The sequence below is a fragment of the Actinokineospora inagensis DSM 44258 genome, assembly GCF_000482865.1.
In the GTDB taxonomy this organism is placed as follows: Bacteria; Actinomycetota; Actinomycetes; order Mycobacteriales; family Pseudonocardiaceae; genus Actinokineospora; species Actinokineospora inagensis.
Map to the genome: position 1 here is coordinate 33,119 of NZ_AXWW01000058.1, position 13,770 is coordinate 46,888.

General features: G+C 72.8%; 9 protein-coding genes and 1 pseudogene. 7 read left to right on the top strand and 3 right to left on the bottom strand.

Features of this window, described 5'->3' with window-relative positions; translation table 11 throughout:
- Window positions 1-116 precede the first annotated feature (116 nt).
- Window positions 117-491 (bottom strand): DUF1844 domain-containing protein, encoded by a 375-nt coding sequence (locus H504_RS0121270; protein WP_026424420.1) that lies wholly within the window; start codon window positions 489-491, stop codon window positions 117-119.
- A 278-nt stretch (window positions 492-769) separates the two neighbouring features.
- Here H504_RS0121270 and infC point away from each other — a divergent pair.
- From infC to H504_RS0121290, 4 genes and pseudogenes are all read left to right on the top strand, one after another.
- Window positions 770-1,366, top strand: a pseudogene (infC, locus tag H504_RS36235) (translation initiation factor IF-3); the annotation flags it as partial.
- 221 nt (window positions 1,367-1,587) lie between these two features.
- Window positions 1,588-1,782, top strand: coding sequence for a 50S ribosomal protein L35 (gene rpmI / locus H504_RS0121280; protein ID WP_026424421.1), 195 nt, complete (start codon window positions 1,588-1,590; stop codon window positions 1,780-1,782).
- A gap of 61 nt (window positions 1,783-1,843) precedes the next feature.
- A complete protein-coding gene (gene rplT / locus H504_RS0121285; RefSeq protein ID WP_026424422.1) occupies window positions 1,844-2,221 on the top strand; it encodes a 50S ribosomal protein L20 in 378 nt (125 codons plus the stop codon).
- Between the two features lie 23 nt (window positions 2,222-2,244).
- Window positions 2,245-3,066, top strand: a complete 822-nt coding sequence (locus H504_RS0121290; RefSeq protein ID WP_026424423.1) for a TrmH family RNA methyltransferase — start codon at window positions 2,245-2,247, stop codon at window positions 3,064-3,066.
- Here H504_RS0121290 and H504_RS0121295 read toward each other — a convergent pair whose 3' ends face one another.
- Together H504_RS0121295 and H504_RS0121300 are read right to left on the bottom strand one after the other, a co-directional pair.
- Window positions 3,067-5,895, bottom strand: a complete 2,829-nt coding sequence (locus tag H504_RS0121295) for a tetratricopeptide repeat protein (RefSeq protein WP_026424424.1) — start codon at window positions 5,893-5,895, stop codon at window positions 3,067-3,069. It lies immediately after the preceding gene.
- On the bottom strand, window positions 5,888-7,693 hold the full coding sequence (locus H504_RS0121300; protein ID WP_026424425.1) for an HSP90 family protein: 1,806 nt from the start codon (window positions 7,691-7,693) through the stop codon (window positions 5,888-5,890). The genes H504_RS0121295 and H504_RS0121300 overlap by 8 nt, the downstream gene beginning before the upstream one ends.
- A gap of 350 nt (window positions 7,694-8,043) precedes the next feature.
- Between H504_RS0121300 and pheS the strand changes: the two genes are divergently transcribed.
- The 3 genes from pheS (at window position 8,044) to H504_RS0121315 (ending at window position 13,545) form a co-directional block, all read left to right on the top strand.
- Window positions 8,044-9,111, top strand: a complete 1,068-nt coding sequence (pheS, locus tag H504_RS0121305; protein ID WP_026424426.1) for a phenylalanine--tRNA ligase subunit alpha — start codon at window positions 8,044-8,046, stop codon at window positions 9,109-9,111.
- Window positions 9,111-11,645, top strand: coding sequence for a phenylalanine--tRNA ligase subunit beta (gene pheT, locus H504_RS0121310; RefSeq protein WP_026424427.1), 2,535 nt, complete (start codon window positions 9,111-9,113; stop codon window positions 11,643-11,645). The genes pheS and pheT overlap by 1 nt, the downstream gene beginning before the upstream one ends.
- 262 nt (window positions 11,646-11,907) lie before the next feature.
- Window positions 11,908-13,545 (top strand): alpha/beta hydrolase, encoded by a 1,638-nt coding sequence (locus H504_RS0121315; protein ID WP_026424428.1) that lies wholly within the window; start codon window positions 11,908-11,910, stop codon window positions 13,543-13,545.
- Window positions 13,546-13,770: the final 225 nt, after the last annotated feature.

The following is a 13,770-nucleotide window of genomic DNA, read 5'->3' on the forward strand; positions in this document are numbered from 1 at the left end:
CCTCCTGAGTCCGGGGTCGCAGGCCCCCTCATCATGTGGCAGCGGCCACCCGTGCGGGTGCGGAGTTGGTCATTTCCTCACTGACCGCGCCCGGCGTCACCCGGGTGGGCGAGTGGTCAGTACACCGGGCCGGTGAACTTCTCGCCCGGACCCTGACCCGGCTCGTCCGGGAACGCGGACGCCTCGCGGAACGCCTTCTGCAGCGACTGCAGGCCGTCCCGGATCGGCGCGGCGTGCGGGCCGAGGTACTCGACCGAGGCGGTGACCAGACCGGCCAGCGCGGTGATCAGCCTGCGCGCCTCGTCCAGGTCGCGCCGCGGGCTGGTGTCCGGGTCGGGGTCGGCGAGGCCGAGCCGCTCGGCCGCGGCCGACATCAGCACCACCGCGGCCCGGCTGATCACCTCGACGCTGGGAATGTCGCCGAGGTCGCGCGGGTTGGGACCGGTGTCGTCCGAGGTGGCGGGGCCGGGTGCGGCGGGGGAGTCGTTCACGGTCTGCTACCCTTGCACGTGCGACCAGCCCCCGTCAGTGCGGGGGCGGCAAAGTGGAGCCCCCGCTCCCACCCGAGTCACCGCGAGGAGGCCGGGTCCGGTTGCCGCGAACCGCCGGGAATTCTCGGTGGAACAGTGGTGTCCCCGGTGCGCGTCGGCTCCATGCCGCCCGCGTCGGGCAATCGGTCGGAAGCGGGCCCCGCGCTGCCAGCAGGCAGGACGGGGCTCGAGGTGTTTTTCGGGGCCCGCACGCGCCGCGCACGTCGCAGGATGGACGTGTGACGTGTCCGCCCGCCCGGGGCGGCCGCGGATCGCAACCGGACCAAGGAGGCCCCATCAGCACGGAGACACGCATCAACGACCGCATCCGCGTGCCGGAGGTCCGACTCGTCGGACCCAACGGCGAACAGGTCGGGATCGTCCGCATCGAGGACGCCCTCCGCCTGGCGCAGGAAGCGGATCTTGATCTCGTCGAGGTCGCCCCCCAGGCACGCCCGCCGGTCTGCAAGCTCATGGACTTCGGCAAGTTCAAGTACGAGAGCGCGCAGAAGGCCCGCGAGTCCCGGCGCAACCAGGTGCTCACCGTCATCAAGGAGCAGAAGCTCCGACCGAAGATCGACTCCCACGACTACGAGACCAAGAAGCGCAACGTGGTTCGCTTCCTCGAGCACGGGAACAAGGTCAAGGTCACCATCATGTTCCGCGGCCGCGAGCAGTCCCGCCCCGAGCTGGGCTTCCGCCTGCTCAAGCGGCTCGCCGAGGACGTGCAGGAGCTGGGCTTCGTCGAGTCGTCCGCCAAGCAGGACGGCCGCAACATGATCATGGTGCTGGCGCCGCACAAGAACGTTCGGCCCAAGCCGAAGTCGACCTCGGCGAACTCCACCGACGACCAGCAGGACATCGACGTCGACAGCATCGACCCGATCGAGGCCATCGACACCGTCGCGGCCATCGAGACCGTCGAAGCCGTCGACGCCGACTCCCCGGGCACTGGCGAGACCCAGACCGAGGAGTGACCAGCCGGGCCCCGGCCCGCACCCCCGAAGGCCGCCCGCGCGCCCCGCGCCCGCGGGCGGCACGACGACGAGGAACCACCATGCCGAAGATGAAGACCCACTCCGGTACCGCCAAGCGCGTGCGGATCACCGGCAAGGGCAAGCTGCGCCGCCAGCAGGCGGGCCTGCGCCACAAGCTGGAGAAGAAGTCCAGCACGCTCACCCGGCGCCTCACCGGCACCGAGGAAGTGGCCAAGTCCGACGTGCGCCGCCTCAACCGGCTGCTGGCCCGCTAGTACCCCACCCTTGACCACCTGGGCGTCGCCGAGCGCCCTCTAGATCGACAGGACGGATACCGTGGCACGCGTCAAGCGGGCGGTCAACGCCCAAAAGAAGCGCCGCACGACCCTCGAACTGGCCAGCGGTTACCGCGGCCAGCGCTCGCGGCTGTACCGCAAGGCCAAGGAGCAGGTGCTCCACTCGCTCAACTACGCCTACCGGGACCGTCGCGCCCGCAAGGGTGACTTCCGCAAGCTGTGGATCCAGCGGATCAACGCCGCGGCCCGGCAGAACGGCATGAGCTACAACCGCTTCATCGAGGGTCTGCGCGTTGGCGGGGTCGAGGTCGACCGCAAGATCCTCGCCGAGCTCGCGGTCAGCGACCCTACCGCCTTCACCGCCCTGGTCGAGTTGGCCCGCGTCAACGCGGGCGCCCAGGGCAAGGCCGCTTCCTGAACAGCCGTCCGCGACCCGGGGCCGTGTCGTTCGACCAGCCGCCCACCCGGCGGCCGTTCACCGAACGCACACCCCGGGTCGTCGCCGCTCGGGCGTTGACCCGCCGTCAGGGCCGCGACCGGGCGGGCCGCTTCCTCGCCGAGGGCAGCCAGGCCGTCCGGGAGGCCCTGTCGTTCGGCGTCGTGCACGAGCTGTTCGTCACCGCCGCCGCTTCGGCGCGGCACCCCGAGCTGGTCGAACTGGCCGAGGGGTCCGGCGTCCTCGTCTCCGAGGTCTCCGACCGCGCGGCCGACGGCCTGTCGGAAACCGTGACGCCGCAAGGCATCGTCGCCGTGTGCGACCTGGTGGACCGTCCGGTTGGGACTGTCCTGGCCGAACGCCCGCGCTTGGTCGCCGTGCTCGTCGGGGTGTCCGACCCGGGCAACGCGGGCACGGTCACCCGGGTCGCCGACGCCGCCGGGGCGGGTGCTGTCCTGTTCGCCGGGGACACTGTGGACCCGCACAACGGCAAGTGCGTGCGCGCCTCCACCGGCAGCGTTTTCCACCTGCCGCTGGCGCGATCACGGGACGTGTCCGGGGTTCTGGACTCCTGTCGGGCGGCCGGGTTGCGCCTGGTCGCCGCCGACGGGCACGCGCGGCTCGACCTGGACGACGCCCTCGACTCCGGCGTGCTCGCCGAGCCGACGGCGTGGGTGTTCGGCAGCGAGGCGCACGGGCTGCCCGCCGATGTGCTGTCCCAAGTGGACGACTCGGTGCGGGTTCCGCTCCACGGCAAGGCGGAGAGCCTGAACCTGGCCACCGCGGCCGCCGTGTGCCTCTACGCGGGCGCCCGCGCCCAGCGCTGATCACTCCAGCCGGTTGGTCAGGTCCTTGATCAGCGGATCGGCCTCGACCGGCTTCCCCTGCTCCTCCAGCGCCCGCGCCAGCGAACCGAGCACCGCGCCGACCGTCTGGCCGTCGGTGTCCGCGCCGAGCAGCGCGGCCGCCCGGCGGGCCTCCGCCTCGGCGGCGGTGGTGTTGCCCAGGTCGAGGTGCAGCCGCGCGGCCCGGCCCGCCAGGAACGCGTGCCAGTCGGCGTTGCCGAGGCGGACCGCGTACTCCTCGGCGGTCGCGTTGACCGCCAACGCCTCCTCGTACCGCTCGTGGTGGGCCAGCAGGGCGGCCCGGAACCCGGTCACGTCGGCCAGTTGGTCCAGCGCGCCGTCGACCGGGGTGTCCGCGACCATGGCCGCCGCCTCGTCCAAACAGGACAGACCATCGGCCAGGTCGAGCAGGCCCCTGGCGTGCGCCAGCCGGACCATCGACTCGGACGCGGCGACCGGGTGCCCGGCCACCCGCCAGCGGTCGACCGCGTCCGCGAACACCGCCGCCGCGCCGACCAGGTCGTCGCGTTCCAGCAGGATCTCGCCGATCTGGTGCAGCACGTGGCCGAGGAACGCCGGGTCCGCCGAGGTGGCCACCACCGCCCGGAAGTGCCGCTCGGCCGACTCGTCCTCACCGAGCCTGCGGCAGGTCACCGCGAGCGCGTAGCGGATGTCGCGCACCAGCCCCTCGGCCGACGCGGGCGCCAGCCGCAGCGCCTCCTCCAGGGTCTCCGCGGCCTCCAGGTCCCGGCCGGTGCTCAGGTAGCCCGACGAGAGGTACAGGCACGCCTTGGCCGAGCTCGCCGGGTACAGCCACTGCCGGGTCGCGGCCGCCGCGTCCAGCAGCACCCGCATCCGCTCACCCGCCAGACCCGCTTGGTCGACGAAGGCCGCGTACTGCAGCAGCGAGTCCGCCAGCCACGGTCCCGGCACGGCGCGGCACCGGGTGACCAGCTCCTCGAACCAGGCGATGGCCTCCTCGCCCCGGCCGAGCCCGGCCAGCAACCGCGCGCGGTGGCCGGTCAACCGCAACTCGGTCGACTCCGACCAGTCCTCCACCCCGTCCAGCAGGCCCTCGACCATCGCCAGCGCGCCCGCCAGGTCGCCACCGGCGGCCAGCAGGTTCGCCCGGCACATCCGGACCGTGCCCAGCGCCCGCGGCCGCGCGGACGTCGCCAGGTCCTCCGCGGCGTCGACGGCGGCCAGCGCCCCGGCCGGATCGGTCGGCCCGAGCAGCTCCGCCACCGCCAGGTGCCCGCCGACGACCACGTCCGGGCGGTCGACCGCCGCCCCCTCGATGATCGCCAGGCGCGCGTGGTCCATCGCCTGCGCGGGGTGGTCGGCCATCCGGTACATCCCGGACAGCGGGTGGTGCAGGCCCGCCGCGTCCCGGGTCGCGCCGACCGCCAGCAGCCGCTCGCGGTGCGCCACGATCCGCTCGGCCGAGGCCACCGGGTCCGGGCACCGGCCGAACACGTCCCGGTACACCGCCACCATCGTCGCCAGCGGCTCCGGCAGGTCGGCGTCGAGCGGGACCCCGCCGAGCAACCGGGTGCCGGTGAGCAACTGCCCCCGCTCCATCTCCGCGCACGCCGCCCCGGCCGCCGCCACCGGGTCCACGGCCACTGTGCCTGCTGTGGTCACTGCGTCCGTCTTGACCGCCGCCCCGGGCGCCGCGGCCTCGACCGGCCGCGGCGCGGGCACGGCGACCAGCACCGGCGCGACGTCCGGCAGGTCCAGCGTCCGGCGCACCCGGTGGCTCACCGCGTCGGTGCCGTTGCGCCGGTCGAACTCGGCCGCCGTGGCCACCGCCCGCTCCGCGCAGAACCGGCGCAGCGCCTCCCCGTCGAACACCCGCTCGCCCACGGTGAACACCCGCTCCGCGCGATCGGGCACCCGGCTCAGCAGCAGCGCCGCCGCGGCCGCGAACTCCTGCAGCACCTTCGGGCTCGGCGGCTCGGCCAGCACGTCCAGGTTGTCGGCCAGGATCTCCATGCCCCGCCCGGCGTTGTCGGTGATCGCGCAGAACCGCAGGTGCGCGTGCAGCGCCGAACGGCCCTGCGGGGTGCCGCGCACCACCCGGTACGACACGAGGTGCGCCCGCGCCGCGTCGGCCAGCCGCCCGGTCGCCAGATACGCCTCGATCAGCGACGCCAGCACCCCGTGCGGCTGCTCCGCGCAGTCCGACGGCTCGGTCAGCACCGGCTGGGCGACCGCGATCGCCTCGTCGAACCGCCGCCGCGACACGAAGTAGCCGACCTGGCTGTCCACCACGCACGCCGGGCAGTCGCTCATCTCGTCCGGCTCGGCCGCCCGCCACGCCGCGAAGTGCCCGTCCGCCGCCGCCGTGTCCCCGATGTGGTGCGCCACCGCGCGCCGCTTGTCGTGCACCGGGTGCGGCGAGTACCCGTGCAGCCGGTACCGCTGGTCCAACTGGTCCACCAGCGCGGTGATCTGCCCCAGGGTGAACCGCGGGTCGCCGAGCAGCCCGGTCGGCAACCACTTGTGCATCCAGGTGAACTGGTGCACCGCCCAGTCGTCGAACGCCTCCGGCTGCCTGGTCTCGGTCGCCCGCAGCCAGGCGAACGGGGTCAGCATCAGGTCGTAGCGGCGGATCTCCCGGTAGGCGTTGATCAACACCAGCCGGGCGGCCACCCCCAGGTCGACCAGGCCCTCGGTGTCCGCCGCCCGCGCCACCCGCTCCAGCGCCTCGCACTTGACCGCGCTCGCGGGCAGGTCGTCGGCCGACTGCAGCCGCCGGGACAACCGATCGTGCGTCCGCGCCCGGTCCGGCTCCTCCGGATCAGCCACGGGAACCCCCGATCGCCCGCTCCAACAGGTCGAGGAACGACCCGGTGAGCGCGGCGGTGTCCTTCGGGCGCAACGGCCGGTGCGACTGCAGCAGGGCGTTGACGTAGAGCGCGCGCACCGCCGACTCCACCAGCTCCGGGTCGGTGATCCCGGCCAACCGGGTCACCAACGGGTTGCGCGTGTTGAGCACCAGCCGCTGCGCCGCGCCGGACCCGGCGTCCACCAGGTGTCCGAGCAGGTCGCTCCACAGCGGATCGGCCTCCGCCTGCGCCTGCGCCGCGTCCTGCCTGCGAGCGCCGTCGGCGTCGGCGATCAGCAGCGCGGGCAGCGACACCGGGTCGAACTCGCGCAGCGTCGGCTCGCAGTCGTGGTCGAGCAACACCGCCGTGGCCACCAGCACGGTGTCCGCCAGCGCCGCCTCTGTCGCCGGGTCCGGGCGGCCCAGCGCGGCCAACAACTCGCGCGGGTCCACCCGGCGCGCGGTGTCCGGGCCGTCCCGCTCGGCCAACCGGCGCAACAGGTCCGTGTCGTAGGCGTAGCCCGCGTTCACCAGTCCGATGTCCTGCGCCGCGGCGACCGGGGCCAACTGGCGGAACTCGTCTACGTCCGGGGTGTACAGCACGGTCGGGTGGCTGCGCCGGAACTGCCGCAGCGGCATCGCGCCGCGCGTCGTCTCGTACGGCAGCCACCGCTCCGCCAGGCCCAGCAGCTCGTCGTCCACCAGGGCCAGTGACTTGATCCCCATGTGGTGCGCGGCCAGCAGCGCGCCCGCCCGCTCCGGCTCGGTCGCGGCCAACCGCACCAGCCAGTCCCGGATCCGCTCGCCCAGCGCGTCGCGGACCGCCAGCAGCGTCTCGTCCTCGTAGAGCGACTCGCGGCTCGCCGTCGGCCGCAGCGCCGAGGTGTCCACCACGCACCGCACGAAGTAGGCCCAGTCCGGCAGCAGACCTTCGATCGCGGTGCCGACCAGCATCCGCTTGAGGTACACCCGGTGCGCCTGCCGCGCCCCCGGGTGCGCGCCCGCCGGGAGCACGAACGCCACACCGGTCAGCCCGATCGCGCCGAACTCCAGCGGCAGCGCGTCGAACGGCTCGAACCCGAACACCGACCGGCAGTACCCGCCCAGCCGGGCCCGGTGCGCCGCCGAGGTCTCACCGTCCACCCGCACCCACGGCAGGCCACCCAGGGTCACCACCGTCGAGTCGGTCTCGCCGACCACGCGGACCTGGTAAGGCAGCAGCGAACCGAACTCCGCGGCCAGCGGGGCCACCGTGGCGTGCTCGGTCCAGTGGTCGCTGTCGTGGCGGGGGAGCAGCGTCAGCGTCGTGCCCACCTCGTCGCGCGCGGAATCATCCACTTCGACCGTGTAGGTGCCGTCGTTGCGGCCGGTCCAGCGCACCGCCCGGCCGCCGCGGGCCGACCGGCTCACCAGCCGCACCTCGTCGGCGACCAGGAAGCAGGACAGCAGCCCCACCCCGAACTGGCCGAGGAAGTCCTGCCTGGCGAACCCCAGTTCGTCCCGTTTGGACGTTCCACCCAGGGTGGACAGCAGCGTGTGCACCTCGGCCTCTTCCAGACCGATCCCGGTGTCGCACACCCGCACCGTGCCGTCACCGGTGTGCTCGGGGCACTCCACGGTGATCCGGCCGGGGGCGCCCGGGTCGAGCAGCCTGCGCGCGGTCACCGCGTCCACCGCGTTCTGCAGCACCTCGCGCACGTACACCCGGGGACTGCTGTAGAGGTGGTGGCTGAGCAGGTCGATGACGCCGCGCAGGTTGACACCGAATGTCTGAGCCAAGGTGGACCTCTGCGGCCTAGTCGACGGACGGGGCTGGCGGGCGCGGGGACCTCGAACCGGGACCGGGATGCGACCCGAGGTCACAGTACAGGCGTCCCGCGATCTCGGCCCGGCCTTCACCCGGTCGCGGGCGGTGCCGGGCGCCCGGTCGGGCGGTCCCCGGGCACACCGCCGACCCCCTTCACCCGGCCGCGCGAACCGCTGCCGCCACCCGGGCGAACCCCGGCCCGCCCGCGCAGGCCGAACTCGGTGTCGACGGCCCGCGCCGATCACCTAGGATCGACCCTGCTCACCCGCCGCGCCGGGTGGCGCAAGTCCGCACCAGGACCCCGGGGAGCTGTCCACCAACCATGTCCGGAGCCAACGAGTCGTACGACCCCAAGGAGGTCGCGGCGCTCTCGCCCGACGTCCTCCAGGCCGCCGTGCAGAAGGCCCGCGAGGAGTTCGACTCCGCCGCCGACCTCGACGCCCTCGCCGCGATCAAGCCCGCCCACCTGGGTGACCGCTCGCCGCTGCTGCAGGCCCGCCGGGAGATCGGCGCGCTGCCGCCGCAGGCGCGCTCCGAGGCGGGCAAGCGGGTCAACGAGGCGCAGGCCCTGGTCAAGGCCGCCTTCGACGAGCGCAGGTCCCGGTTGCAGGTGGAGCGGGACGAGCGGGTGCTGCGCGAGGAGGGCGTTGACGTCACCCTGCCGTGGGACCGCGCCCCGCGCGGCGCCCGGCACCCGCTGACCACGCTGTCCGAGCGGATCGCCGACGTGTTCACCGGCATGGGCTACGAGGTCGCCGAAGGCCCCGAGCTGGAAGCCGAGTGGTTCAACTTCGACGCGCTCAACTTCAAGAAGGACCACCCCGCGCGCACCATGCAGGACACCTTCTACGTCGGGGAGCCCGACTCCGGGCTGGTGCTGCGCACGCACACCTCGCCGGTGCAGATCCGCGCCCTGCTCGAGCGCGACCTGCCGGTGTACGTGGTGTGCCCCGGCCGCACCTTCCGCACCGACGAGCTCGACGCCACGCACACCCCGGTGTTCCACCAGGTGGAAGGGCTGGCCATCGACAAGGGCCTGACCATGGCCCACCTCAAGGGCACCCTGGACGCGTTCGCCAAGGCCATGTTCGGCGACGAGGCGCGCATCCGGCTGCGGCCGTCGTTCTTCCCGTTCACCGAGCCCTCCGCCGAGCCGGACGTGTGGTTCGCCGAGAAGAAGGGCGGCCCCGGCTGGGTCGAGTGGGGCGGCTGCGGCATGGTCAACCCGAACGTGCTGCGGGCCTGCGGGATCGACCCCGACGTCTACTCCGGGTTCGCCTTCGGCATGGGACTGGAGCGGACCCTGCAGTTCCGCAACGGCATCCCGGACATGCGCGACATGGTCGAGGGCGACGTCCGGTTCACCCTTCCCTTCGGCACGGAGGCGTAGTGCGGATCCCCGTGAGCTGGCTCGTCCAGCAACTGGAACTGACCGAGGACCACCGCGGCATCACGGCGACCGAGATCGCCGAGGCGTTCATCCGGGTCGGCCTCGAGGTCGAGGAGGTCAGCCCGCTCGGCCCGGTGTCCGGTCCGGTCGTGGTTGGCCGGGTGGCCCAGATCGAGGAGCTCACCGGGTTCAAGAAGCCGATCCGGTTCTGCACCGTGGAGATCGGCGAGTCCGACAACGACTCGGCGGACGCGGCGGACTCGGCGGCGGAGGGGCCGGAGACCACGCAGATCGTCTGCGGTGCCACCAACTTCGTCGAGGGCGACCTGGTCGTGGTGGCGCTGCCCGGCGCGGTGCTGCCCGGCGACTTCACCATCAGCGAGCGCAAGACCTACGGCCGGGTCAGCCGCGGCATGATCTGCTCGGCCGCCGAGCTCGGCCTCGGCGACGACCACGCCGGCATCCTGGTGCTGCCGGTCGAGGACGACATCGCCCCCGGTGACGACGCCGCCGACCTGCTCGGCCTCACCGACACCGTCATCGAGCTGTCGCTGACCCCCGACCGCGGCTACTGCCTGTCCATGCGCGGCCTGGCCAGGGAACTGGCCTGCGCGCTCGACGTCGGCTTCATCGACCCGGCCGCGATCGAGGTCCCGGCCGCCGACGCCGCGTCGGTCCCGGTCACCCTGGCCGACCCGACGGCCTGCTCGCGGTTCGCGGTGCGCCGGGTCACCGGCGTCGACCCGACCGCGCCCACCCCGTGGCACATCCGGCGCACCCTGATGCTGGCCGGGATCCGGTCCATCTCGCTGGCCGTGGACATCACCAACTTCGTGATGCTCGAACTCGGCCAGCCGATGCACGCGTTCGACACGGCCCGGGTGCGCGGCGGCCTGACCGTGCGGCGGGCGCGGGCGGGGGAGAAGCTCACCACCCTCGACGACGCCGAGCGCGCGCTCGACCCGGACGACGTGGTCATCACCGACGACAGCGGCCCGATCTCGCTGGCGGGCGTGATGGGCGGCGCGAGCACCGAGGTCCGCTCGGACAGCACCGACATCCTGCTCGAAGCGGCCATCTGGGACCCGGCCACGATCGCCCGCGCGGTGCGCAGGCACAAGCTGCCCAGCGAGGCCGCCCGCCGCTACGAGCGGGTGGTCGACCCGGCGCTGCCGCCGGTGGCGCTGGAGCGGGCCGCGCGCCTGCTGCGCGAGTACGGCGAGGGCAGCATCCAGCCCGGCCGCACCGACGTCGGCACCCCGACCGCGCCGGACCCGGTCGTCATGGCGATGGACCTGCCCGACCGCGTCGCCGGTGCCCGCTACGCGCGCGGCGTCACCGCGGCCCGGCTGCAGCAGATCGGCTGCCGGGTGGAGGTCGGCGCCGCCGAGGACGGCACGCCGGTCGTCACCGCGTACCCGCCGAGCTGGCGCGGTGACCTCGGCCAGCCCGCCGACCTGGTCGAGGAGGTCCTGCGGCTGCAGGGCTACGAGACCATCCCGCTGGAACTGCCGACCGCCCCGGCGGGCACCGGTCTCACCGCCGCGCAGCGCAGACGCCGCCGGGTGTCGCGCACCCTCGCCGAGCACGGCTACGTCGAGGTGCTGCCGTTCCCGTTCGTCTCCGCCGGGGTGTGGGACGCGTTCGGCCTGTCGGCCGACGACGTCCGTCGGCGCACCCTGCCGGTGCGCAACCCGCTGGAGGCCGAGCGCGACCAACTGGCCACCACGCTGCTGCCCGGCCTGCTGGACATCCTGGTGCGCAACGGGTCCCGGGGCGCCCGGGACCTCGCGCTGTTCCACATCGGACAGGTCGTGCTGCCGCGCGCCGACGCGCCCCCGGTGCCGGACGTGCCGGTCACCGGCCGCCCGGACGACGAGCAACTGGCCCGGTTGGCGGCGGCGTTGCCCGCCCAGCCGGTGCACGTCGCCGTCGTCCTCGCGGGCAACCGGCAGCGGCCCGGCTGGTGGGGCGCCGGTGAGCAGGCGGGTTGGGCCGACGCGGTGCAGGCGGCCCGGGTCGTGGCCGAGGCGGCCGGGGTCGAGTTGACCGTGTCGGCGGACGCGCTCGCCCCGTGGCACCCCGGTCGGTGCGCGCGGTTGAGCGTCGGCGGTTTCCCGGTCGGCCACGCGGGCGAACTCCACCCGAACGTGGTGGAGGCGCTGGGGCTGCCCAAGCGCACCTGCGCGATGGAACTCGACCTCGACCTGCTTCCTTTGCGGGAGCTGCGACCGGTGCCGAAGGTCTCGCCGTACCCGCCGGTCCTGCTGGACGTGGCGCTGGTGGTCCCCGACGAGGTGCCCGCCGCCGAGGTGACCGACACCCTGCGCGACGGTGGTGGCGAGCTCTTGGAGGAGCTGAGCCTGTTCGACGTGTTCACCGGTGCGCAGGTCGGCGAGGGCAAGCGGTCGCTGGCGTACTCGCTGCGGTTCCGCGCGCCGGACCGCACGCTCACCGTCGAGGAGGCCACCGCGGCCCGCGACGCCGCTGTCTCCGCCGCCGCCGAACAGCACGGCGCCGCCCTGCGCGGCTGATGGAGCGGGTTTTTCACACTTTTGACCGGGGGTGGTCCACGCGGACCGCCCCCCGATCGGGTTGTCATCCGGGCACGGACCGTGATGAGTCCTCAATGGACGGTCCGATATTCCGGGAATCACCCGGTTTCGAACCGATAACCGACGTTTCGGCATGGCAAATATCGGCACCCCGCTATTCCCAACCGCGCGAACCTGGGGCAGCATCGGGCGGTCCGCGACACCATCCCGGTCCGGGCGAGGCATGACGAAAAGGGGCAATGTGAAGAAAATCGTGGCGGCACTCGCCGCGGCGGGTGTCGTGGTGGGTGGTGCGGTGCTCGCTCCGTCCGTCTCCGCGGCGCCCGCGGCGAAACCCGCGCCCAACCAGGTGAACTACGACCCCGCGCCGATCGCGTGGGGCACCTGCGCCAGCCCAGGACTGCAGCGCCGCGGCGCCCAGTGCGGGTTCCTCGAGGTGCCGCTGGACTACGCCAAGCCGACCGGCACCAAGATCAAGCTGGCGGTCTCCCGGATCGCCGCGAAGGTCACCCCCGACAAGTACCAGGGCATCATGCTCACCAACCCGGGCGGCCCCGGCGGCTCCGGGCTCACCCTGTCCGTGCTCGGCGAGTACGTGCCCAACGGCGCGGGCGCCGCGTACGACTGGATCGGCTTCGACCCGCGCGGTGTCGGCTCCAGCCAGCCGTCGCTGTCCTGCGACGGTGGCTACTTCGGCTACAACCGGCCGGACTACATCCCGGTCACCTCGAAGCTGGAGCAGACCTGGCTCAACCGCTCCAAGGGTTACGCCGCCGCCTGCGACAAGGCCGGTGGTGACCTGCTCGACCACGTCAAGACCACCGACTCGGTCAACGACATGGACGCGCTGCGCAAGGCCCTGGGCCAGGAGAAGATCAACTACTACGGCTTCTCCTACGGCACCTACCTCGGCCAGGTCTACGCGACCACCTACCCGGAGCGCGTGCGCCGGATGGTGCTGGACAGCAACGTCGACCCGCGCGCCGTCTGGTACCAGGCCAACCTGGACCAGGACGTCGCCTTCGGCGGCAACATCAAGATCTACTTCGACTGGGTCGCGAAGTACGACAGCGTCTACCACCTCGGCAAGACCGAGGCGGCGGTCGAGGCCACGTTCTACCGCGAGCAGAACAAGTTCCGCACCAAGCCCGCGGGCGGCATCATCGGCCCGGACGAGTTCACCGACATCTTCCTGCAGGCCGGGTACTACGTGTTCGGCTGGGAAGACATCGCGAACGCCTTCTCCGCGTGGGTCAACAACGCCGACTACTCGGGCCTCAAGTCCCTGTACGACGCGAGCAACGCGCAGGGTCCCGGCGCCGACAACGGTTTCGCCATGTACCTGGCCACCCAGTGCACCGACGTCCAGTGGCCCACCTCGTGGAACAAGTGGCGGATCGACAACTGGATCACCTTCCTCCGCGCCCCGTTCGAGACCTGGGGCAACGCCTGGTTCAACGCCCCGTGCGTCTACTGGGCGGGCAAGGTCGGCAAGCCGGTCCAGGTCGACGGCGCCAAGGCCCCGCCGATCCTGCTGGTCGACGAGACCAAGGACGCCGCCACCCCCTACGAGGGCAGCCTCGAGGTCCGCAGCCGCTTCCCCAAGTCCTCCCTGATCGAGGGCGTCGGCGGCACCACCCACGCAGGCACCCTGAACGGCGACGCCTGCATGGACAACCAGATCGCCGACTACCTGGCCACCGGCACCCTCCCCACCCGCAAACCCGGCCGCCGCTCCGACACCCAGTGCGACCCCCTGCCCCAGCCCGTCCCGGCCCCCGCCGCGACCGAGCGCAAGGCAGCCATCGCCCCAAGTGCCACCAGCACCGACATCACCCGCGCCGACATCCAGAAAATCATCCTGGGCGTCCGGGGCTAACCTGAAGTACACGTCGTAGCTCCACCCGCAACACCCAATACGCCTGAGGGCGGGGAGTCCCACTCCCCGCCCTCAGCCGCGTCTTACCCGAATAATTCCCCCGAAGCGCTTCATCACACTCCCGCACCGCGCACCCAAATGCCCCACCCCTCATCGACGAAGCGCCACACCCAACACACCGCCCCCCCCCAAAAAAAAAGACTCCACCCCATATCGACGAAGCCC